This window comes from Galbibacter sp. (assembly GCF_035306585.1).
Lineage (GTDB): Bacteria > Bacteroidota > Bacteroidia > Flavobacteriales > Flavobacteriaceae > Galbibacter.
In genome coordinates this window covers 39744-63529 of sequence record NZ_DATGNU010000021.1, presented here as the reverse complement: position 1 = coordinate 63529, position 23786 = coordinate 39744, and the positions used below count along the sequence as shown (strand labels likewise).

Here is a 23786-nt window from a genome sequence, read left to right as displayed (position 1 = left end):
GCATTTTTTTGCTTGTCTATAATATTACTTTTCGAATCGCTGGGGTTAACAAAGTTGTACGACTTATCTACCACATTAACAATGAATTACCCTAAAATAAAAACGGGACAAAAATGGATTTTTCCACCTTGTCCCGTCAAGTGACCCCTCAGGGATTCAAACCCCGAACCGCTGGAGCCGAAATCCAGTGCTCTATTCAGTTGAGCTAAGGGGCCTAGTATATTATTAAGCTATTTTATCAGCTCAATTTTGCCTTTACGATTTTAGATATGGTTTTACCATCAGCACGTCCAGTAAGCGCTTTGTTGGCGGCACTCATTACTTTACCCATATCTTTCATTCCACTAGCACCTAGCTGTAAAATAACATTTTCAACAACAGACTCGATCTCATTTTCGCTCAATTGCTCAGGAAGAAATTTCGAGATAATCTCCGCTTGAGCAAGCTCAGGAGCAGCGAGATCTTCCCGTCCTTGTTCCTTATATATCGCTGCACTATCCTTACGCTGCTTAACAAGTTTTTGCAAAAGCTTAAGCTCTTCCTCTTCTGTTAAACCATCTTTAGATGAAGCACTAGTACTTGCAAGAAGTAGTTCTGATTTTACAGCTCTCAAGGATTCAAGAGCTACTGAATCTTTTGCCTTCATTGCAGATTTCATCTCTGCCATTACTTTTTCCTGTAAACTCATAACGATGGTATATAATGTAAAAAATGCTGTGCGAAGATAAATAAATTACCCGAATTCTTAACTAAGATTCGGGTAATTTATAAACTGTATTTAAATCTTAATCTACATTATCGTGTAAAAATGAATTATTGCTTCTAAGTTGAATTTCATCATTGCTATCTGAGCCAACACTCATTCTAGAAGAATGGTCATCAGTCCTTCTAGAGTCTATATCAATCCCCATTCGCTTATAAGCAGGCTGTTTCTCTATCTCCTCAACCCAGTGACTGTTTTTATTAAATTTATAATTAAAATCTTTTAGTTTTCTACGACGCTCATCAGCTCTACTTCTTAGACTTTCTTCAATAGAACTATTCATCGGATCAATCTCCTCAGATTCCAGTTCCTCAGTTGGTTGTTGCTCGATAACTTTCTTTTCAAACTGGAGCTCTTTCTCAATTGTAGGCTCCTGTTTTTGAACGGATGGTTTCGCATTGTTTAGTCGGTCCTCAACCTCCATGTAATCATCAAGGCTATATCGTTTTGTGCCATCCTGAGACACCTCAGTAACCGGAACTACTTCAACAGCATCCTTAACCTCGTAATGGGAAACATTATCCTCCATATCAAAGGTTACTGTTTTACTTTTCTCTTCCTCTTGAGAATGATCATCAAGAGGCATATCGAAAGCCAGGGTTGTTTGCTGTTGTGTAACAGGCTTGACAATTTCTGGTTCAGAAACCTCTATTTCACGAATCTTAGGTGTGGTATCGATGATAATAAAGTCTTCCTCATTTTCTATACTAACCTCCTCATAGATCACATTCATATTCTTGATAATCTCAGATGTAGAAATTAGCTCCAAATCATTTTCTTGTTCAAGGGTATGACGCACAACCGGCTCTTCCTCTTTAGGCTCAGGAGCTGGAGCGGGAGGTGTTTCTGGTTCCTGTACACTATTTAAAGTACCCATTGGATTTTTGGAAAACAAATTACGTTCCGCTTTTTGTTCATCTTCTAGGGTATGGATAATTTTTTTAGCTTCTGTATTGACAATCTCATGCTGTTGTTCAGCATTAAAACCAGTTGCAATTACAGTAACGGCAATAGCATCTCCAAGGCTATCGTCCTCACCAACACCCATAATGATGTTGGCATTATGACCAGCCTCATTTTGAATATGATCGTTGATTTCACCGATTTCATCTAGGGTAATTTCATCGGCACCAGAAACGATAAGTAGCAGTACGTTTTGTGCTCCTGAGATTTTATTATCATTTAATAATGGGGAGTCTAATGCTTTCATAATCGCATCGGATGCTCTGTTGGCACCCGAGGCTTGAGAAGATCCCATGATGGCTGTCCCACTGTTAGATAGTACAGTTTTGGCATCTCTAAGGTCAATGTTTTGGGTGTAGTGGTGAGTAATTACCTCTGCTATCCCCTTGGCAGCAGTAGCCAATACCTCATCTGCTTTAGAGAACCCGGCTTTAAAACCAAGGTTACCATAAACCTCTCTTAATTTATTATTGTTTATCATAATGAGCGAGTCCACATGAGCTCTTAATTTCTCAACCCCACGTTGTGCTTGCTCATTACGCATTTTTCCTTCAAATTGAAAAGGAATCGTTACTATACCCACAGTAAGGATGTCCATGTCCTTGGCCAATTTGGCAATTACTGGTGCCGCCCCTGTACCAGTACCACCACCCATACCAGCAGTAATAAAAACCATTTTAGTATTGGAATCTAACATCGATTGTAACTCTTCCAGGCTTTCAATGGCGGCTTTCTCACCAACCTCTGGATTTGCACCAGCCCCTAGTCCTTCTGTCAAAGAGACCCCTAACTGAACCTTATTTGGTACACCAGAATTTTGAAGCGCTTGTGAATCTGTGTTACAAACCACAAAGTCCACACCATTAATTCCTTGTTGAAACATGTAATTAATAGCGTTACTACCGCCGCCTCCAACGCCAATGACCTTAATTACATTACTTTGATTCTTCGGCAAATCGAACGAGATATTCCCTAAGTCTGTTGTTTTGCTACTCATAATAAGTTGTTTTACCCTATTTTGCTATTTTCTACTTAATTCTTTTACAATTTTTTTGACAATGACTTATTCTGCATTATCTAAAAAATCCTTTAACTTCTCTGACCACTTTTCTAGGAACGATTTACGTTCTCGTGGTGGCTCGGTAGGCTTGGGGGGTGATTTCGTATCAATATGTTCTTGGTTGCTCAGATTGTCGTCACTAGGATCATGCTGCTCTTCCTGTTGTGGTTGAAGTGTAGTAGCCCCTGCTTTAATCGTTGCATTTCGCTTTTGTTGCTGGAGTGCATTCATCACCAATCCTACAGCTGTGGCATATACAGGACTCGCAATTTCCGTATCTGAATCTCCTGCTAGATGTTCATTCGGGTACCCTATTCTAGTATCCATCCCCGTGATGTATTCCACTAGTTGCTTTAAATGTTTTAGCTGACTTCCACCACCAGTTAATACAATTCCAGCGATTAATTTTTTCTTCTGATCCTCATGACCATAGTTCTTAATTTCCACATACACTTGTTCGATAATCTCCACTACACGTGCATGAATAATCTTTGACAAGTTTTTAAGTGAGATCTCTTTTGGCTCCCTTCCTCTTAATCCAGGAATCGAAACAATTTCATTCTCTTTATTCTCCCCTGGCCAGGCAGACCCAAATTTTATCTTTAGCAGCTCTGCTTGCTTTTCGATAATAGAACAGCCTTCCTTAATGTCTTCCGTCACAACACCTCCACCAAATGGTATCACTGCGGTATGACGAATAATACCGTCTTTAAAAATTGCCAGGTCTGTTGTTCCCCCGCCTATATCTATTAAAGCAACTCCTGCCTCCTTTTCTTCTTGACTTAAAACAGCGTTTGCTGCGGATAACGGCTCTAAGGTAATACCGGCTAAGTCTAGCCCTGAACTTTTCACACAGCGGCCAATATTTCGGATAGAGGAGATTTGTCCAACCACCACATGGAAATTTGCCTCCAAACGACCCCCGTACATCCCCATAGGCTCTTTGATCTCTGCTTGTCCATCAATTTTATACTCCTGTGGCAAGACGTGAATGATTTCTTCACCAGGCAACATTACTAGTTTATAGACCTGGTTGCAAAGCTTATCAAGATCACCTTCATTGATCACCTCCTCAGAATCTGGTCGCGTGATATAATCGCTGTGCTGCAAAGAGCGGATATGTTGACCAGCTATGCCAACCACACATTCCTTAATCTTTAATCCTGAAACACCTTCTGCCTCCTGCACTGCTTGTTGAATAGACTGAATGGTTTGCGTTATATTATTAACCACCCCTCTATGAACACCCAAACTTTTGGATTTTCCAATACCAAGTATTTCAATCTTACTGTATTCGTTCTCACGACCTATCATCGCCACAATCTTTGTGGTTCCAATATCTAATCCTACCGCGTATTTAGTATTTTCCATATCTTACTTTTTGGTACACACTACCTGATTATCAAAACTGAGATTTACCATTTTATACTTTGCTAGAGTTTTGTCATTTCTACCCTTTTGATAGAAGGCTTTAAAGTTGTTAAACTTTAAATCCAATTTATCTACTCTAGCGATAAAAAGAGTGAAATCTTCCTCTCTAAGCGCTAATTCAAAATGCTGGTCTTTTAAATGAATCCCCGTTATTGTCTTTTTCAAAAAATCATCTTCATGGATATATTTCACCAATTCATACAAAGATGACCATGACTTATCAACATCATCCCCAGTAATTAGTGGAACTCTTGCCGAATGCACTGGTGATAATGGCATCTTTTCTCCATACGAATCCATATAATACCCCTGCTCGCCAATGACCCTTGCAATTGGGGTGCGTTGACGTACTTTGGCTCCAATCTCCCCATTTATAGTCACATACACATCGGCATGTTCTACCATACTATGAGCATTGAGCGATTCTTCTACTTTACTCAAAACTAATTGATCTTTGGTTATCACCGAAGCAGAGTCCCTATTTTGTATCAACAATTTATTAACCGTACTACGGGTAATAAAGTGAGCGTCATCATTTAAAAATTCCACCGAAGTTTTCATCGGCAATACCCTGTTATTATTTCTTATATTTGAGAAAGAAAACAGAAATACAAGTCCGAGAACTGCAAGGGATATTTTTATAAAATCAATATACTTTTTCACTTAACACTTTTTTTATGGAATTAACTTCTTGTCCTATATCTCCTGCGCCTAAAGTGAGGTAAACTTTGGATGTACTTTTATGCAGTACCTCGCAAAGTTGCTCCTTTGCAACCTTATGCTTACAACTGTGGTTGATTAAGTTAAGGAGCCAATCGGAGTCTACGCCCTCTATGGGTTGCTCTCGGGCAGGGTAAATGTCCAGTAAGATTATTTCATCAAAATCGGCTAAGCTCTTGGCGAATTCTTGGGCAAAATCCTTTGTTCTACTATATAAATGTGGTTGAAATACCACAGTAACCTTCTTATCGGGGTGAGCGGATCTCACAGCTTGATGCACCGCCTCTATTTCCGTGGGGTGGTGTGCATAATCATCAATATAAACAAGATCCCTTTCATTGATATGATAGGTAAACCTGCGTTTAATTCCCTTAAAGGTCTCTAAAGCTTTGGCAATGTGACCAAGGGGGGTGCCTAGAGTTGTCGCCATTGCCATTGCTGCCAGTGCGTTTAACAAATTATGCTTACCAGGCTTGTTAAACCTCACCCTTGATAATGTTTCATAGGGTGTTTTAAAATCAAATTGGTAGGTTGAGTCAGTTATCGTTATATTTTGAGCTGAATAGTCAGCCTCATCTTCAAATCCAAATGTCGCTCCCTTTAGCGGTAAGCCATATCGAACAAATAGTTGTCCCCCATCTTTTAATCGCGCTGCAAATTCATTAAAGGCCTTGGTCAGACTTTCCTTATCACCATATATATCCAGATGGTCGGCATCCATAGATGTCACACAGGCTACCGTTGGGGAAAGTTGTAAAAAAGAGCGGTCAAACTCATCGGCTTCGACGACCGTATATTGTGATCCTTCAATGAGAAAATTGCTATTAAAATTCTCAGATATGCCTCCTAAGAACGCCGTTATAGGCGTTTTAGTCTCGTGCAGCAAATGGGCCAAAATAGTACTAGTGGTTGTTTTACCATGAGTACCTGCCACTGCAAAACAGTAAGAATCTTTGGTAATCCTACCCAGTACTGCAGCTCTTTTCTCTATGGTAAAACCATTACTATTGAAATACTCGTACTGCGAATTGTTATTAACGGCAGGGGTATACACTACCAAAGTATGATTCGGATCTTTAAACCCATCCGCAATATATGCCACATTATCCTCAAAACAAACTGTGATGCCGTCCTGTATAAGTTCATCGGTAATTTGACTCGCAACACGATCATAACCAGCAACGTTTTTACCAATGAATTTAAAATAACGCGCTAGTGCAGACATTCCGATGCCTCCAATACCAATAAAGTAGACGTTATGTGTTTGTTTTAAATCCATCGTTATGACTGTGCTGCTTTTCTATTTTTTAATAATTGTTCTAAATGATCTACAATATCTTTAGTTGCGTTGGGCAAGGCTAAAGCTTTAAAATTCTCACCAAGGGAATGTTGCAATTCCTCGCAGCTGAGTACCTTTAAAAATGCATCTTCAAATGCAACATCCAACTGATCCTCCAGCAATAAGATCGCTGCTTTTTTATCCACTACAGCTTTCGCATTTTTTGTCTGATGATCCTCAGCCACATTTGGAGAGGGGATAAAAAATACTGGTTTGCCTACTAAGGCCAATTCAGATACCGAAATAGCCCCAGAGCGAGAAATGATGAAATCACTGCTGACATAAGCTAACTTCATGTCATTTATAAAATCATATACCTTTACAAACTCACCGTGATACTTTTTATATTCTGGATAGTACAACTTTCCACACTGCCATATAACTTGTACGTTGTGTTGTTTGAAAAAGTTTAGCTGCTTTTCTACTAATTGATTAACCCTTCTAGCCCCTAGACTCCCCCCCATGACAAAGAGGGTTTTACGATCGTTGTTTTGACTAAAAAACCCTTCCTCTTCAGTCTTGTAGTTAGTAAGATTCAACAAATCTTGCCGAACTGGGTTCCCTGTAATTACGATTTTCTCCTTTGGAAAATAACGCTCCAATCCATGATAGGCTACAAAGATCTTCTGCACCTTTTTTCCCAGTACTTTATTGGTAATACCAGGAAATGAATTCTGTTCCTGCACCGCACATGGAATTCCTTTTGAGGACGCAACGGTTAATAAAGGACCACTTGCATAACCTCCCGTACCAATTACCATATCTGGTTTAAAGTCCTTTATGATGGATCTAGATACTATCAAACTATGAATTAGTTTAAATGGAAACATTAGGTTTTTAAACGTAAACTTACGCTGCAACCCAGAAATCCATAGGCCCTTAATTTCATATCCTGCTTGAGGAATTTTTTCCATCTCCATCTTATCCTTGGCACCAACAAATAGAAATTTGGCATCAGGGTACCGTACTTCTAGCTCCTTGGCTATAGCAATCGCTGGATAAATATGTCCTCCAGTTCCTCCACCTGATAATATGAATCTATAACTGCTCACTTAGGATGTCTAACGGATTTTGATTATCTATATCTTGTTCTTTTAATTCTAATTCTTCTTGTCTTTTTGAGCTAACGCTCAAAATAATTCCGATGGCCAAACAAGTCATCCATATGGATGTTCCTCCACTACTTATCAAGGGTAGCGTTTGACCCGTAACAGGCAATAGCTCCACCGCCACAGCCATATTTATAAAAGCCTGAAAGACGATGGGCAGCCCAACAGCAATGACCAACAATTTCCCAAAGGTCGAATTGGCCTTATGAGCCACAATAATGATTCTAAAAAGCAATAGGAGATATATGGCTATGATGACAAAACCGCCAATTAAACCATACTCCTCTACAATAATTGCATAAATAAAATCTGAAGAACTCTGAGGTAAGAAATTCTTCATAATACTCTTTCCTGCCCCTACACCGACCACTCCGCCAGTAGCTATGGCAATTTTAGCTCGCTCTATCTGGTAATCCTCTCCAGTATCCTTACCATCAGCAAAATTCTCCACCCGATTTATCCAAGTATCTACCCTATTTGGAAACAATCCTGGGAATGCCTTCGCCGTAAGAACAAACATACTTAAAACTACAATCCCTACTCCCACTACTCCCATTAGATACTTCCATGGATAGCCTCCTAAAAAGCATAGTACAAGTACCATGAAAAATAAGATAGCCGTGGTAGAAAAATTCGCAGGAAGTATCAATGCTAAAAACACAAATACAGGAATCCAAAGCGGCAGGATACTATCTTTAAAACGAATCGTTTGATCTTTAATTTTAGAAAGATATCTAGCCACATGTGTTAACAACACAATACTTGCCAAGGTAGAAGGCTGAAAACTTATTCCAACAAAAGGCACTTGTATCCATCTACTGGCATTCGCCCCACCAATAGTGGTACCTTGAGCCAAGGTATATATCAATAATAAAATTGTGATTGGCATGGCGATGATCGATAATCCCTTGAAATAATTATAAGGAATTTGATGAATCGCATAAATAATCCCAAGACCAAGTAGTAATAAAAAACCATGTTTTAGCAGGTAACCAAATGTCGTCCCACTACCGACCACATAAACAAGATTGGTGCTAGCACTGTACACTGGTAAAAAGGAAAACAAGGCCAAAAGTGCCACTACAGCCCAAATCGCTTTATCTCCCTTGATATTTTTAAAAATCTCCTGCACGTGTTTATACGATTATAATTTTCTTACTTGCTCTTTAAACTGATCCCCTCTATCTTGATAATTCATGAACAGGTCAAACGAAGCACAGGCTGGTGACAATAACACTGTATCACCTGGTTGTGCAACTTCTTTGCTTACTCTAACAGCATCTTCCATAGAGGTAGTCTCCACTATAAATTCAACCACACTACCAAAAGTTTCAATGATCTTAGCATTATCCCACCCTAGACAAACGATGGCTTTGACCTTCTCTCTAACAAGGGGCATAAGGGTTAGATAATCATTTCCCTTATCTTGACCTCCAACGATCCATACTGTAGGAGTATTCATGCTATCTAGGGCATAATAAGTTGCGTTGACATTGGTAGCCTTAGAATCATTTATGTAATGTACATTATGAATTTTTAGCACTTTTTCCAACCGGTGCGCTGCACCTTGAAAATTCTCTAGGCTTTCACGAATAGTTGCCTTTCTAATTTTTAGCAATTGAGCTACTGTTGAAGCGGCCATTGCATTTTTGACATTATGTTTTCCTTCGAGTGCTAAAGTATCTGTTGACATCTGAAAATGGTGTTTATCTATCGTTATTACTATTTTATTATCTTCTAAATATGCGCCTTGTTCAAGCTTCTTTTCTATGGAAAATGGAAGAAGTCGGGCCTGTGTTTTGTTTACTTTTAACCACGTTGTAATCACTGGATCATCACCATCATAGATCAGGTAGTCCGCTGCGGTCTGATTCATAGTGATTCTAAATTTCGAATCGATATAATTATCAAACTTATAATCATAACGATCCAAGTGATCTGGAGTTATATTTGTTATAACAGCAATATGAGGTGCGAACCTCTCGATCCCATCAAGCTGAAAACTGCTAATTTCAAGCACGTAGTAAGCTAAGTCTTTCTGAGCGACCATTTTCGCAAAACTATCTCCAATATTTCCAGCCATTCCTACCTGCAATCCACCAGTTGATAACAAATGATTGGTCAGCATCGTAGTGGTGGTCTTTCCATTACTACCTGTAATCCCGATCAGCATAGCATCCGTATAGCGGGATGCAAACTCAATCTCAGAAATAACTGGCACACCGAGCTCATTGAGCTTTATAATCAGCGGCGAACTATCCGGGATCCCGGGACTCTTTATAACCAAGTCAGCTTTTAAAATAACTGATTCGGTATGCCTTTCATCCTCCCAATTAATTCCAATATCCTCAAGAACGTTTTTATAGTGATCATTGATCTTCCCTTTGTCAGAAAGAAAAATATCAAATCCATGTTTTTTCGCCAATATGGCGCTACCAACCCCGCTCTCACCACCTCCTAATACTACTAACCGCATCTCTATCTGAGTTTTAGGGTGACAATGGTAATAATAGCTAGCAATATGCCCACAATCCAAAATCGAGTCACGATCTTACTCTCGTGGTATCCTTTCTTTTGGTAGTGATGATGAAGAGGTGCCATTAAAAACACACGTCGTCCCTCTCCAAATTTTTTCTTGGTATACTTAAAATAACTTACCTGTAATACCACTGATAAATTCTCTGCTAGGAAAATTCCACACATTATAGGGATTAACCATTCTTTTCGAATAGCGATCGCAATTACGGCGATAATCCCACCTATGGTCAAACTTCCTGTATCCCCCATAAAAACCTGGGCTGGAAAGGCATTATACCATAAAAACCCTACAAGCGCCCCGGCGAAAGCTGCTATAAAAACGGTGATTTCACCTGCCCTAGGGATATACATAATGTTTAAATAATCAGAAAATATGATATTACCAGAGACCCAAGCGAAAATACCTAAGGTAATTACTATAATGGCCGAGGTCCCAGCTGCCAGACCATCAATTCCATCAGTTAGATTAGCGCCGTTTGACACGGCAGTTATGATGAAAATAACCACTGGAATAAACACTAGCCAAGCATAGCTTTTATAATTATCTCCAAGCCACTGAACAAGCATGGCATAATCAAACTCATTATTTTTCACAAAAGGTATCGTTGTCTTGGTGGATTTCTCTTCTTTTCCGTATTCGGTCTTGGTTCCTGTAGAAACTACCTCGGTGGCATTGCTAAGTCTAAGCTCTTCCTTAACAGTTACCTGAGGATGAAAATAAAGGGTGGCTCCCACAATGATTCCAACTCCAATTTGCCCGAGAATTTTAAACTTCCCTTTTAAACCTTCCTTGTCCTTTTTAAATATTTTGATATAATCATCCACAAATCCGATCACACCCATCCAAAGTGTGGTCACGATGAGAATTATAATATAAATATTATCCAGTTTAGAAAACAATAATACAGGGATCAGGGTAGAGAGGATAATTATGATCCCTCCCATGGTAGGTGTGCCAGCTTTTTGAGACTGTCCCTGCAAACCTAACTCCCTTACGCTTTCTCCAATTTGCTGTAATCTTAGATAATTGATGATTCGCTTACCGAAAATGGTGGAGATCAATAGAGACAACAACACCGCAGCAGCAGCCCGAAAGGTCAAGAACTGAAACAGTCCTGCTCCAGGAAAATCATATTCATTTTCTAAAAATTCAAACAAATAATACAACATAGGTTATCCTCTATCCTTTAATTATCACATTATGCATTCCCTTGAGAATGCTGATTCATATTATTTAATAGTTCTGTTACAATCTTCATATCATCAAATTCTTTTCGAACACCATTTATCTCTTGATAGTTCTCATGTCCTTTCCCTGCAATTAATATAATATCTTTCTTTTGTGCTAGTTGACAAGCAGTTCGTATTGCTTGTCTTCTATCCAAAATGGTGAGGGTTTTATTATAAAACTGAGGCTGAACACCCGCCTCCATTTCTTGCAAAATCTTTTCAGGATCTTCTGTTCTAGGATTATCTGAGGTAAAAATGGCTTTATTACTTAATGAGGCCGCTATATTGGCCATTAAAGGTCGCTTGGCGGCATCACGATCACCTCCACAGCCCACTACTGTGATCAAGTTCTCATTACCAGTTCGAATCGTGTTAATGGTTTCTAAGACATTTTTCAAAGCATCAGGTGTGTGGGCGTAATCCACAATAGCCGTAATTTCATTTTGTGAAATAAAATACTCAAACCGTCCACCTACGCTCTCTAGTTCACTTAAATACTGTAGCACTTCCATTTTTTCCAATCCAAGCTCCACTGCTACTGCATAAACTGCCAGTAGATTATAAGCATTGAAATTTCCGATTAACTTAGACCAAACCTCATTGTTGTCAATTTTCAATAGCAAACCATTGAATTGATTTTCAAGTATTTGAGCCTTGTAATCGGCATAATTTTTTAAAGCATAGGTTACTTTTTTTGCTTTGGTATTTTGAAACATGAAAGCCCCATTTTTATCATCCACGTTCACCAGTGCAAAAGCCTTTGGTGAAAGCTCATCGAAGAATCTTTTCTTAACATCCCGATAGGCTGCAAAACTGTGGTGGTAATCTAAGTGGTCATGTGTTAAATTACTAAACACTCCCCCTACAAACTCAAGACCTGCCGTCCGTTGTTGATCAATACCATGAGAACTCACTTCCATAAAGCAGTATTCAACTCCAGCCAAATTCATGGACTTCAAATACCCATTGATGGCCATTGGATCTGGTGTGGTATGAGTGGCAGGGTGCCTGTCCTGGCCAACCATTACCTTAACAGTTGAGAGAAGGCCTGTTTTATATCCTGCTTTTTTAAAGAGCTCGTACAATAAACTAGCAACGGTTGTCTTTCCATTAGTACCAGTGACCCCTATTAGTTTTAGTTTCTTAGAAGGGTTATCATAAAAGTTAGAGGCCATAATAGCCAATGCGTGATGCGCATTCTCAACACTTATATAGGTCACCCCATTAATGAGTTCAGCAGGCATACGTTCACAAATAACAGCAATGGCGCCACTCTCAATAGACTTGGTGATATAATCATGACCATCCACTGTGGTACCTGGAACCGCCACAAAAACATCATCTAGGGAAACCTTCCTAGAATCGAAATGTACCGCATTTATAAGGGTATCGGTATTGCCGTAAACGGCATCGATTTTAACCTTGTACAATATGTCCTTTAATACAATCACGTTAGCTTTAATACTATAGTTTTATTTGACTCTACTTTAACTCCACTCTCTAGAGACTGACTTTGAACAGTCCCCGCGTTAGACCCTTGAATCTTAACTCTAAGTCCTAAGTTTTCTAAAATGGAAACTGCATCCATTCCGCTCATTCCTTTAACATTAGGAACAGTGGTATTGTTTTGCTTAAGCTTGGCGTAGTAGGATTTATAATCTTTTAATAGATCCTCATCAGCATTGTTTAATTCATCAATGGTATCAATCAGTGGTGAATTAATGTATATCTTCTGAGCGATGGCTTTAAATACGGGCCCTGAAACATCCGCTCCGTAATAACCCACTCCTTTATCGGGCTCGTGAATTACTACGATACAGGAATATTTAGGTTCATCCGCTGGAAAGTAACCAGCAAAACTGGAGATGTATTTTAGCTTACTCTTATCAGCATAATTTTTCTGTGCCGTACCTGTCTTCCCGGCCATGGAAAAATTTTCAGAGTACAATCCGTGTCCAGTCCCATGCTTAGATTTAACCACGTTCTCCAGCATGGCCTGCACCTTTTTGAGGGTTTCTTTCGAGCAAATGGAAGGGTTCAAAACCTCCTTATCGAATTTATGAATTACCTTATCCCAATCACGAACTTCTTTAATAAGTCTAGGTTTTAACAACTCTCCGCCATTTGCAACGGCATTGTAAAAAGCCAAGGTTTGAAGTGGGGTCATAGACACCCCATACCCATAAGCCATCCATTGTAGCGTAATACCACTCCAGCGTTCCTTATCATTTGGATGAGGAATATAAGGCGCCCCTTCTCCTTTTATTGCTAGACCTAATTTATCATTAAGTCCCATATTGTAAAGACGGTTGACAAATTTCTCAGGCTGATCGCCGTAGAAATCATCAATAATTTTAACGATCCCGACATTGGAAGAACGCACTAAAACATCCGAAACAGACAGCTCACCATAGCCACCCCATTTTGAATCTCTCACCTTTTTTCCGTAAAAAGATATCACCCCTTTTCCAGTATCAATGACATCGCTGGTATCTACTGCATGATCCTCCAAAGCAGCTATCATTGAGAACAATTTGAAAGTTGATCCAGGCTCATGGGATTCCCCTACAGCGTAGTTTAAACGCTCAAAATATTTTCCATTAGCTGTTCTTCCTAAATTGGAAATAGCTTTAATCTCTCCAGTTTTAACCTCCATAACAACCACGGTTCCGTGCATTGCTTTGTACTTTTCTAACTGTGCTAGTAAAGCATGGTGGGCGATATCCTGAATATTGACATTAATCGTCGAGACCACATCATAACCATCCTTCGGCTCTACTTCGTTATAATCCGTAATAGGCTTCCACTGTCCTTGAGCAATTTTTTGCTTTAAGCGATGCCCTTCCTCTCCTCTTAAAAATTGTCCAAAAGCCCCTTCGAGACCAACACTTGGGCCGTTTTCTCTTTCATATCCTACACTGCGATGTGCAATACCGCCAAGAGGATACTCACGTTGCGTTTCTTGCTCTACTATAAAACCACCTTTATATGGCCCCAAATTAAACATTGGAAATCCCTTGATCCGCATATATTTTGTGTAACCTAAATCACGAGCAATTAGCAAATACCGGTTTTTTTCCACTCTAGCCTCTTTCATCAAATTCTGATAATACGAGGATGGTCTACCTAAAACCTTAGAGAGCGAATCGGACAATGGTTTTATATGTTCTTCAAATACTGCCCTACTAGGGGTAAGGGCATCGAAACGAATGTCGTACTTGGTAACCGAAGTAGCTAGCAGACTCCCATCATCAGAATACAAGTTTCCCCGCTTAGGCTCTATGGTAAAATTCTTTATGGTACGTTTTTGAGAAAGCGCCCTGTATTTATCACCGTCAATGAACTGGATACTAACAAGTTTTACACCAATAGCCAATGCGAGCAGAAACATACAACCTGCCACAAAATACAATCGACTCAATATGGATTTATCCGTTACTGGCATATTTACTTATTATCTCCTACTACTTTAATTTTTTTAGGTGGATTCAATGATGGTTTTAACCCCATAGATTCCACTTTTGAGGTAATATGGGACTCCAATCGCACTTGTTGAACCTGTGTACGTATATCCACAAACTCACTGCGTAGCTCCAGTACTCTGTCATTTAATTTGGCCAGTTCATGAACCTTCTTATCCGCATTGTGCGCACTAGAAATCATGATCACAGCCAAGATGGAAGCGAACAAAATAAACCTCCAGTTCTTTATCGCGTCATCACTGACTAAAAACTTCCCTTTTAATATGTCCAGAATTCCCTTTCTCATTTCATTTATAGTTTTTCAGCAATTCGCAATTTGGCGCTTCTCGCTCTACTATTTACTTCAATTTCTTCTTTAGAAGGTACGATCAATCCCGAAATTTTTTTAAATGGAACCAGCGGGTTCCCGTAAAAATCCTTTTCAACTTCCCCTTCAAACTTTCCACTCCTTATAAAACGCTTTACTAAGCGATCCTCTAAAGAATGGTAACTTATCAAACTCAATCGCCCTCCTTTTTTAACTAATTCTGGTGTCTGCAGAAGAAACTCTCTTAATACAGCTACCTCTTGATTAACCTCTATTCGAATCGCTTGATAAAGTTGGGCTAATATTTTATTCTCCCTATAAGGAGGTAAAAATTTTCGTAAACCATCCTTTAATTCCTCAGTAGTCATTATCGGTTGTTCAGCACGTTTTTCAACTATAGCCGCGGCGATGCTGCCCGCATTTTTTAGTTCGCCGTACAGACCAAAGACACGTTTAAGCTCTCCTTGCTCATATGTATTTACCACATCATATGCGCTCAGAGTGTTTTGCTTGCTCATTCTCATATCGAGGTTCGCATCAAAGCGTGTTGAAAACCCACGCTCAGGAACGTCAAATTGATGCGATGACACGCCGAAGTCCCCTAAGATCCCATCGACTTGCTGCACTCCATAAAATTTCAAAAAACGTTTAATATATCTAAAGTTCTGTGGAATCAGCGCAAAACGCTCATCTTCAAGCGCATTCTGCTTTGCATCCTCATCCTGATCAAAACCAAATAATTTCCCTTTTGACCCCAAACGGTTTAAAATCTCTTTCGAATGACCTCCTCCTCCGAAGGTAACATCTACATAGACGCCGTCCTCCTTAATATTAAGGCCATCGACAGTCTCATGTAGCAACACTGGTTTATGATACTCCATCTCCATCTTCCTGCTCTATTTCAAAACCTCCCATAACTTCTTCTGCTAAATCAGAGAACGAATCCGCACCCTGATCTAAAACATCGTAATAACGCTGCTTATCCCAAATCTCAATACGATCGATCGATTCGGAAAGCACTACTTCCTTTTCGATACCTGCAAAAGCGATCAAGTTCTTTGGCATACTCAATCTTCCACTCGAATCGATCTCAACAACTCGAACTCCAGCGGTAAATTGCCTAATAAAATCATTATTCTTTTTAACGAAACGATTTAACTTAGCTACCTGCTTCATTTCTTTTTCCCAGGCCGCCATGGTATACACCTCAAGGCATTTTTGAAAAATCGAGCGTTTTAACACCAAACCATCACCCAAGACGGGCGCCAGTTTAGCGCGCAGTGAAGATGGCATCATGATGCGCCCCTTGCTATCTGCCTTACACTCATATTCTTCCGAAAATTGGATCAAGTCAACCTCCTTTAAATGTTTACTTTTCAAATATAGAGAAATATTTACCACTAATAATCACTTTTTACCACTTTTTACCACTTTGTTGATAAATTCTTTAGTTTCTATGGGAGCTCCAGTAAAATTGGAGTATTCAAAATTGTTAATAACTGACTTAAAAGGAGATAAGACATTTAATGTGTAGTGTTTCACATTTAATTCACAGCATGCCCTGAGAAATGTTACAAAATATATCCTAATTCGCTATATTTGTTTCCGAAGAAATGTAACAACCCCTTAATGGTACACGATTTAAAGAAGGAAGGTAAATTTACTTACTTAGAAGTGGGAGAAGGCACACCTATGATTGTACTACATGGACTAATGGGTGGACTCAGTAATTTTGATGATGTAGCTGCTTATTTTTCCGCTAATGGTTACAAAGTATTAATCCCCGAACTTCCAATATATACTATGCCGTTGCTAAAGACCAATGTAAAGAGTTTTGCAGTAAACCTTGATAAGTTTATAGCGCACAAAGGATTTGAAGAAGTCATTTTGTTAGGAAATTCTCTTGGAGGACACATTGGACTCTTACACACAAAGCTATTTCCTAATAAAATAAAGGCGCTAGTGATCACTGGCAGTTCTGGATTATATGAAAGCGCCATGGGTGATGGTTATCCTAAGCGAGGTGATTATGAGTTTATGAAAAAAAAGGCCGAAGAAGTATTTTATGATCCAAAGGTAGCCACCAAAGAAATTGTAGATGAAGTGTATGCCACTGTCAACGATCGAAGCAAACTAATCAAAACCCTTGCAATTGCCAAAAGCGCTATACGGCACAATATGTCAAAAGACCTTCCACATATGCACACCCCTACTTGTATTATCTGGGGTGAGAATGACAACGTAACGCCACCAGATGTAGCCATGGAGTTTCATGAACTTTTACCTGATTCGGATCTTTACTGGATCAAAAAGTGTGGCCACGCTCCGATGATGGAACACCCTAAAGAATTTAATGCAATCTTACATAAATGGCTTAAAGAACGTAATTTCTAAATCCGCAGCATGCAGATTAAATCAGCAACCTTTGTTATTAGCAATACCGATGTAGGCAAGTGCCCTAATGAGCCCTTGCCAGAATACGCTTTTATAGGGCGCTCAAATGTAGGAAAGTCCTCCCTTATCAATATGCTAACAGAGCGAAAAAGTCTTGCTAAAACCTCTGGAAAACCTGGAAAAACACAGCTGATTAATCATTTTAAAATCAATGGAAATTGGTTTTTGGTAGATTTACCAGGATACGGTTATGCGAAGGTTTCCAAGACAACTAAAGGTAAATTTCAAAAATTTATAACCTCCTATTTTTCACAGCGCAAACAGTTGGTCTCTGCTTTTATTCTGATTGATATAAGGCACAGCCCTCAAACTATTGACATGGAGTTCATGCAGTGGCTTGGAGAAAATCAGATCCCTTTTTCTATAGTTTTCACTAAAGCGGACAAATTAAAACCGAAGGCCATTGAGCGCAATGTTCAGACCTATCTTCAAACAATGCTTGATGATATGTGGGAAGAAGCTCCTAATTATTTTATCACTTCCTCCTCCAATAGGACTGGAAGAGAGGAATTGCTAGATTACATCGATCAGATCAACAAGCAAATTCAATAACAATAAATCAACCATGACCTACTTTTCTCTGGTCAACTCAAGTTTTTCTGCAAAATAATCACAAAAATCCTTCATTGTTGCCGTCATCTTTTCATCCTGGGTAGCCTTGTAAAAGGTATCACTAAGAGAAACCAAGGTTTGATGCATAAACTTTTTCATCTCATCCATTGGCATGTCCTTTGTCCATAAATCAATCTTAAGGGTCTCCTGCTGCTCACTGTTCCATACAGAAAGTAAAATAGCTTTGGCTGCTTCATTTTCTACACCGCCATCTTTGGCGGTCCAGCTCAGCTTCTCTGGCACCTTATTCTCATCCAATTCAACATTTAAATTTATTTCTGATTTGTGTACTACAGCCATTACTTCTTTGGTTTGTATTGTGATTTTTTAAATAATGATGCTGCTGGTTCCTCTAGCAGCTCGTGCAAAGATACTTCATTATTTTTCATATAGGCATCAACGATCCTCCATCCAATAAATTGTCCAATTCGACCAGGAGATTCATTATCCAATTCAAGGTAAAACTTGGAAAAGGGCGCTGGCTCAATAAAGCGATCATCTAATTTAGAATCCGTAGAAAACAGCAGTTCATTTGAAATAAAATATCTCCAGATATATTCTTCATTGGCTAAGGACCACCCCCACTGATCCTCACTGTACCCTATAACTAAAGGTTGATCCACCTTTGGTAAGAAGGTAGACATGAGGTAGTACAATTTACCATAATACACTATTTTACTTAAAAAATCTCTCTCAGAGGTTGCTCTTAGGACGCTTCTAGAAATGGCTTTTGCCATATCTACCACTACACGCTCTTTTTCAAAATTCGTCCTAATAAATTGCTGTATACCTTTATAAAATTCATGATCTTTCCCAAGATAATTATCCAAACCTACTAGCATTAAGGTGTCTGCATAAATAATTCGGTTTCTATAATCCACATCAGAATTCACAGTGACAATTCTTGGAGGCGTAAATTCTGGAAAGTAATATTTAACATGTTGAAATAGTTGATGAATCCCAAGGGTGTCCTGCTTAAAATCACTGAACTTTTGGTCAATTTCTTGAGCCATCACCTGATGTAAACTATCCTGCATTCTATCGATCCAAACACTATCAGAGAACTGTTTTGGAAACAAATACGGATAGCGCTTTTTTAATTTTGGCAAATCCTCTGGAATGGCACTTGCAAACTTTTCATCAAAGCGATCGATGTGCACGTTGACAGCTACGCTCGCGATCTCGGCTTCTACTTTATTATCGGAAGCGCAACTCATTATAAGGATCGCAATAAAAAGCCCTAAAATTTTACACATAGGCAGTATTTTCAAAACTTTCTGCATTTTGTTTTTCAATATTTTAAGATACATCTACTTTTGTAATTAGTACTTTCGACTTTAAATATAGGAACATACTATAAACCCAGATATTTAAAATAACCAAAAGGACAAATTTAAAATATTAACTTCTAATAGACTCAAAAAAAGACCATGCAAACAGAAGCTGTTATCAACCATATTGTCAATTGGATCAAATCCTATGCTGAAAACGCCAAAATAGGTGGATTTGTTATAGGCATCTCTGGAGGAATTGATTCCGCAGTCACCTCTACCCTATGTGCACAAACGGGATTAAAGCTCCTGTGTCTTGAAATGCCGATTCATCAACACCCCACTCAGGTGACCTTGGCTCAAAAGCACATCACATGGCTTAAAGAAAACCATCCGAATGTCTCCAGCTTAACCACAAATCTCACTCCTGTATTTGATCAATTAGTAGCGGCAGTGCCCAAAGTAGACGATCAACCGCAACGGATGATGGCCCTAGCCAATACCAGAGCGCGTCTACGGATGACAACACTGTATTATTTTGCAGCCATACACCATTATCTGGTAGCGGGAACTGGGAACAAAATTGAGGATTTCGGTGTTGGATTCTACACCAAGTATGGGGATGGCGGCGTTGATATAAGCCCTATAGCTGACTTAACCAAATCAGAAGTCTACGCCTTAGCCCACACCATGGGAATAGACCAAGAAATTCAAAATGCTGCACCAACAGATGGTTTATGGGGCGATGAACGAAACGATGAAGACCAAATTGGGGCGAGTTACCCAGAACTAGAATGGGCCATGAGCATGAGCGAACAAGGAAAAAAGGCTACAGATTTTATAGACCGTGAACAGGAAGTTTTTGAAATATATACCAAATTAAATAGGGCAAATCAGCATAAAATGGTCCCTATACCGGTATGCAAAATACCGCATGAATTAAGGTAAAACTTTACATTCCATCATGGAATTTCAGTAGTTTTTTGTTGAAAAATTTAAATTCATTATCTTTACTTATTACTATTACGACAAACTCCCCCAAGCCGTAAAGAAGATGTTCTATACACCCTCTTAACATGGCTTATCGAAACTTAACTTTAAAACGGTCAAATGTATGATTAAAGTTCTAGTGGCTGATAACCATCCTATAGTTAGGATAGGCCTAAAAAATGTACTTCAAGATAATGAAGTAATTGAGATTATTGGAAATGTGAGTACCACCTCTGAATTATTTGGATTCTTAGTGGGTAAGCAACCAGATGTCATTATTCTTGAAATGGATATACCAGAGGTTAATGGTATAACCGCTCTACGGAGGATTAAAAGAGATTTTCCTGATATTAAAATTGTGATTTTCAGTTCCCAACCTGAAGAAGTGTATGCCTTGAGCACCATTAAAGCTGGCGCGTCGGGATATATTTCGAAAACGGCAAGTTTAGACACCGTCACCACAGCTATTTTAAAAGTAGCACAAGGTGGCATGTTTATTACGAACGAACTTGCACAACGCATTGCTTTTGATGAGAGCTCTAATAAGCCTAGGAAGTTTTTCAGAAAACTATCTTCTAGAGAAATCGAAGTTCTTAAACTGCTTGCTCGTGGACGCAGAAACAAACAAGTAGCGGAGGAATTAGGACTCAATGAAAAAACAGTTAGTACCTATAAAGCAAGGTTGATGAAAAAGCTCAATGTGGATAACATGGTTGATATGCTTCAACAAGCCAAAGCGCTTGAATTGTATTGATGATCACGAAATAGTGCTTTTTAAGAAGCGAGGTTTAGAAATCCAATAAGTTTTGTTTTAAAAGTAATTGGCTGTTTTAAAAAATTTGTATTTTTTTAACATAGACCAGTCATCTAAAAAAGACCTCGGGGCGTATATACTTTAAAACATACCGCTCCAAGCGTCTATATATATTCAAATAAGCCCTTTCTAAAAATGAAAGGGCTATTTTTTTGATATGGTCTTATGAAAAAAAACCTTCGATGAACTTCTTAAAAATTAATACGATTAGTAACTCAAAGTATGCTCCACTTCCAATCCTGTTATATCAATGGTGGCACTATGGAGAACATTATTGTCAATAACAAAAAAACACATGTTCATTGTAATTTCTAATTGAATCCCCTTGTTGAACAATTCCAGCTTCGTTTAAAGGAATATTAATAACTAAGAATCCATTAGCATTAGTTTGTGTCATCGAAGGATAAGCTACACTGCCATCGACCATATAACGCGTCTCTATGTTTTCTTTGTGTTCCTGGCTCCATAGTGAACTTTCTCCAAACCAATACACTTCCATATCTGGAACCACAGCTCCTTCACGTTCAACCTTTAAAGTTAACTTAGAAGTATCCCAGTAATCCGTTCCTGAAGGTTCACTTAAGACCATGGATATTTTATAGGTAGAATCTGCCTGCTGGATTGTTGCGTTGTGATCTGACAGCGGCCCTGAAGCAGTAGAGGTAACACTGTAATAATCATCTGAAAAAAGATACTTTCTCAAGGCGACAAAGTAGAACGTTTTACCGGTGTATTCTCCAACATCTATAGCAACAGGATCTACTACTGTAATATCCTCAGGCACCTCAACCGAAGTAAGGGGTTCAAAGCTCTCATAGGATTCATAAGGAAGTTCACTAAGGAAAATTTTAGTGTCACTTTTTCGCTCCAATCCTACACCAATGGGATACACATGCAACATGATAGCAATCAGACTTTTAATAGCAGGAAAGGACTAATCAGCTCTCAAGAAAAATTTCAACTCAGTATATGGTGTTGTATGTATTAAACACTACTTTTGCGCCTTAAATTTTTAAACCCATGCAAAAAGTTCTAAACGTTTTTGATTTAAATCAAAAAATGAATTTCAGAACGGAAATTTTAGCCGGATTAACGGTCGCTATGACCATGATCCCAGAATCACTGTCTTTTGCTATTTTAGCAGGGCTATCACCACTTACTGGTCTATACGCTTCCTTTTTAATGGGACTTGTTACAGCAATCTTTGGAGGTAGACCTGCAATGGTATCCGGAGGAGCGGGTGCTACTGTAGTTGTATTAATGGCTTTAGCCGCCTCACATGGTGTGGAATACTTATTTGCAGCAGTCGTTTTAGCTGGGATATTTCAAGTACTTGTTGGGCTTTTTAAATTAGGGAAATTTGTAAGGCTCATCCCTCAGCCTGTCATGTATGGATTCTTAAACGGTTTAGCCGTCATTATATTTATGTCTCAAATAGCTCAGTTTAAATTACTTGAAAACGGCATAGAACATTGGATGCAAGGAACTCAACTGTACATCATGATAGGCTTAACCTTGTTAACGATTGCCATTGTTTTAATACTGCCCAAATTCACAAAAACAATACCCGCATCTTTAGTAGCGATTTTAGTGGTTTTTGGGATAGTGTACTTTTTAAATGTAGATACCAAAAAGGTAATTGATATCGCTTCAGTACAAGGAACTTTTCCACCGTTTAATATACCCCAGGTACCCTTTAGTCTTGAAACGCTAAAAGTAATTTTCCCCTATGCCTTAGTAATGGCTGGAGTAGGGCTAATAGAATCACTTCTTACCCTTAATATGGTTGATGAAATCACCAATACCAAAGGCTCCTCCAACAGAGAAGCTACGGCACAAGGTTTAGCCAATATCACCAATGGCTTTTTCTCAGGTATGGGTGGATGTGCGATGGTAGCACAAACACTTGTCAACGTTGGGGCAGGTGCTAGAACAAGAATATCAGCAATTATAGGCGCATTAACTATCTTATTTATCATACTCATCGGAGGACCTGTTATTGAACAAATTCCCATGGCAGCACTTGTAGGTGTTATGATGATGGTCGCTGTAGGAACTTTCGAGTGGTCTAGTTTTAGGATTATAAATAAAATGCCTCGACACGATATTTTAATCGGTATGCTAGTGGCGGTAATTACTGTAGTATTACACAACCTCGCCTTGGCAGTGCTAATTGGTGTAGTGCTTTCTGCTTTGGTTTTTGCCTGGGAGAGTGCCAAACGAATCAGGGCCAGGAAGCACACCGATGCGCAAGGCATCAAACATTATGAGATTTTCGGACCGCTATTTTTTGGATCTACCACCGTATTTATGGAGAAATTCGATGTACTTAACGATCCAGAAGAAGTCGTTATAGATTTTAAAGAGAGTAAGGTCGTGGATATGTCTGCCATTAATGCGTTAAACAAACTCACAGAAAAATATAAAAAAGAAGGGAAGACTATTCACCTGCGTCACCTGAGCTCAGATTGTCGACAGTTAATTAAAAATGCAGAATCAGTTATTGATGTCAATATCATTGAAGATCCAACCTATAAAGTAATGCCCCGATAACGTAAGGGTGGATTTCTAAAGGATCATTTAATTTAAAAAAATCGTTTATTTTTTTTTAATTAGTAAGATTCTTAATATAAGGGAGTTATAAATTTTATGGGAACAAAATTGAAAATAAATTGAAAATAATTACTTTTTCGAAATCCAAAT

22 protein-coding genes and 1 tRNA gene are annotated in these 23786 nt (G+C 38.9%); 5 read left to right on the top strand and 18 right to left on the bottom strand.

The window, feature by feature from the left end; all coding sequences use genetic code 11:
* Positions 1 to 141 precede the first annotated feature (141 nt).
* The 15 genes from VKY50_RS02405 to mraZ all read right to left on the bottom strand — a co-directional run bounded on the left by VKY50_RS02405 (position 142) and on the right by mraZ (position 16292).
* Positions 142 to 215, bottom strand: a tRNA-Arg gene (locus tag VKY50_RS02405).
* A 23-nt stretch (positions 216 to 238) separates the two neighbouring features.
* The gene (locus VKY50_RS02400; RefSeq protein WP_324298473.1) at positions 239 to 688 is read right to left on the bottom strand and encodes a GatB/YqeY domain-containing protein; all 450 of its coding nucleotides are present in this window, start codon (positions 686 to 688) and stop codon (positions 239 to 241) included.
* A 97-nt stretch (positions 689 to 785) separates the two neighbouring features.
* Complete coding sequence (ftsZ, locus tag VKY50_RS02395; protein WP_324298471.1) at positions 786 to 2723, bottom strand: cell division protein FtsZ; 1938 nt, start codon at positions 2721 to 2723, stop codon at positions 786 to 788.
* Positions 2724 to 2789: 66 nt separating this feature from the next.
* Entirely contained in the window at positions 2790 to 4157 is a 1368-nt protein-coding gene (gene ftsA, locus VKY50_RS02390) for a cell division protein FtsA (RefSeq protein WP_324298469.1), read from the bottom strand.
* A gap of 3 nt (positions 4158 to 4160) precedes the next feature.
* Positions 4161 to 4880, bottom strand: a complete 720-nt coding sequence (locus VKY50_RS02385) for a cell division protein FtsQ/DivIB (RefSeq protein ID WP_324298467.1) — start codon at positions 4878 to 4880, stop codon at positions 4161 to 4163.
* Positions 4864 to 6216: a UDP-N-acetylmuramate--L-alanine ligase gene (gene murC, locus VKY50_RS02380; RefSeq protein ID WP_324298465.1), complete on the bottom strand. Its 1353-nt coding sequence runs from the start codon at positions 6214 to 6216 to the stop codon at positions 4864 to 4866. Before murC ends, VKY50_RS02385 begins: the two co-directional genes overlap by 17 nt.
* A gap of 2 nt (positions 6217 to 6218) precedes the next feature.
* Positions 6219 to 7328 (bottom strand): undecaprenyldiphospho-muramoylpentapeptide beta-N-acetylglucosaminyltransferase, encoded by a 1110-nt coding sequence (murG, locus tag VKY50_RS02375; RefSeq protein WP_324298463.1) that lies wholly within the window; start codon positions 7326 to 7328, stop codon positions 6219 to 6221.
* Entirely contained in the window at positions 7315 to 8517 is a 1203-nt protein-coding gene (locus tag VKY50_RS02370) for an FtsW/RodA/SpoVE family cell cycle protein (RefSeq protein WP_324298461.1), read from the bottom strand. The genes murG and VKY50_RS02370 overlap by 14 nt, the downstream gene beginning before the upstream one ends.
* 12 nt (positions 8518 to 8529) lie before the next feature.
* On the bottom strand, positions 8530 to 9861 hold the full coding sequence (gene murD / locus VKY50_RS02365) for a UDP-N-acetylmuramoyl-L-alanine--D-glutamate ligase (protein ID WP_324298459.1): 1332 nt from the start codon (positions 9859 to 9861) through the stop codon (positions 8530 to 8532).
* Between the two features lie 2 nt (positions 9862 to 9863).
* Positions 9864 to 11093, bottom strand: a complete 1230-nt coding sequence (mraY, locus tag VKY50_RS02360) for a phospho-N-acetylmuramoyl-pentapeptide-transferase (RefSeq protein ID WP_324298457.1) — start codon at positions 11091 to 11093, stop codon at positions 9864 to 9866.
* A gap of 29 nt (positions 11094 to 11122) precedes the next feature.
* Positions 11123 to 12604, bottom strand: coding sequence for a UDP-N-acetylmuramoyl-L-alanyl-D-glutamate--2,6-diaminopimelate ligase (locus VKY50_RS02355; protein ID WP_324298455.1), 1482 nt, complete (start codon positions 12602 to 12604; stop codon positions 11123 to 11125).
* A complete protein-coding gene (locus tag VKY50_RS02350) occupies positions 12601 to 14598 on the bottom strand; it encodes a penicillin-binding protein (protein ID WP_324298453.1) in 1998 nt (665 codons plus the stop codon). The genes VKY50_RS02355 and VKY50_RS02350 overlap by 4 nt, the downstream gene beginning before the upstream one ends.
* A gap of 2 nt (positions 14599 to 14600) precedes the next feature.
* The gene (locus tag VKY50_RS02345; RefSeq protein WP_324298451.1) at positions 14601 to 14921 is read right to left on the bottom strand and encodes an FtsL-like putative cell division protein; all 321 of its coding nucleotides are present in this window, start codon (positions 14919 to 14921) and stop codon (positions 14601 to 14603) included.
* Between the two features lie 5 nt (positions 14922 to 14926).
* Positions 14927 to 15823 (bottom strand): 16S rRNA (cytosine(1402)-N(4))-methyltransferase RsmH, encoded by an 897-nt coding sequence (rsmH, locus tag VKY50_RS02340; protein WP_324298449.1) that lies wholly within the window; start codon positions 15821 to 15823, stop codon positions 14927 to 14929.
* Entirely contained in the window at positions 15810 to 16292 is a 483-nt protein-coding gene (gene mraZ, locus VKY50_RS02335; protein WP_414652273.1) for a division/cell wall cluster transcriptional repressor MraZ, read from the bottom strand. Before mraZ ends, rsmH begins: the two co-directional genes overlap by 14 nt.
* Before the next feature lie 279 nt (positions 16293 to 16571).
* On the opposite strand from mraZ, the gene VKY50_RS02330 reads away from it, so the two are divergent.
* Together VKY50_RS02330 and yihA are read left to right on the top strand one after the other, a co-directional pair.
* On the top strand, positions 16572 to 17336 hold the full coding sequence (locus VKY50_RS02330; protein ID WP_324298445.1) for an alpha/beta fold hydrolase: 765 nt from the start codon (positions 16572 to 16574) through the stop codon (positions 17334 to 17336).
* 9 nt (positions 17337 to 17345) lie between these two features.
* Positions 17346 to 17948 (top strand): ribosome biogenesis GTP-binding protein YihA/YsxC, encoded by a 603-nt coding sequence (gene yihA / locus VKY50_RS02325; protein ID WP_324298442.1) that lies wholly within the window; start codon positions 17346 to 17348, stop codon positions 17946 to 17948.
* A gap of 18 nt (positions 17949 to 17966) precedes the next feature.
* Here the strand turns inward: yihA and gldC are convergent, their stop codons facing one another.
* Positions 17967 to 18308, bottom strand: a complete 342-nt coding sequence (gene gldC / locus VKY50_RS02320; protein WP_324298440.1) for a gliding motility protein GldC — start codon at positions 18306 to 18308, stop codon at positions 17967 to 17969.
* Positions 18308 to 19264: a gliding motility lipoprotein GldB gene (gene gldB / locus VKY50_RS02315; protein ID WP_324298438.1), complete on the bottom strand. Its 957-nt coding sequence runs from the start codon at positions 19262 to 19264 to the stop codon at positions 18308 to 18310. The genes gldC and gldB overlap by 1 nt, the downstream gene beginning before the upstream one ends.
* A 174-nt stretch (positions 19265 to 19438) precedes the next feature.
* On the opposite strand from gldB, the gene nadE reads away from it, so the two are divergent.
* Together nadE and VKY50_RS02305 are read left to right on the top strand one after the other, a co-directional pair.
* Positions 19439 to 20227, top strand: a complete 789-nt coding sequence (nadE, locus tag VKY50_RS02310; protein WP_324298436.1) for an NAD(+) synthase — start codon at positions 19439 to 19441, stop codon at positions 20225 to 20227.
* A 166-nt stretch (positions 20228 to 20393) separates the two neighbouring features.
* Complete coding sequence (locus tag VKY50_RS02305; RefSeq protein WP_324298434.1) at positions 20394 to 21023, top strand: response regulator transcription factor; 630 nt, start codon at positions 20394 to 20396, stop codon at positions 21021 to 21023.
* A gap of 337 nt (positions 21024 to 21360) precedes the next feature.
* On the opposite strand, the gene VKY50_RS02300 is transcribed toward VKY50_RS02305, so the two are convergent.
* Positions 21361 to 21984, bottom strand: coding sequence for a hypothetical protein (locus VKY50_RS02300; protein WP_324298432.1), 624 nt, complete (start codon positions 21982 to 21984; stop codon positions 21361 to 21363).
* A gap of 119 nt (positions 21985 to 22103) precedes the next feature.
* Between VKY50_RS02300 and VKY50_RS02295 the strand changes: the two genes are divergently transcribed.
* On the top strand, positions 22104 to 23636 hold the full coding sequence (locus VKY50_RS02295; protein WP_324298430.1) for a SulP family inorganic anion transporter: 1533 nt from the start codon (positions 22104 to 22106) through the stop codon (positions 23634 to 23636).
* The last annotated feature ends 150 nt before the right edge of the window (positions 23637 to 23786 follow it).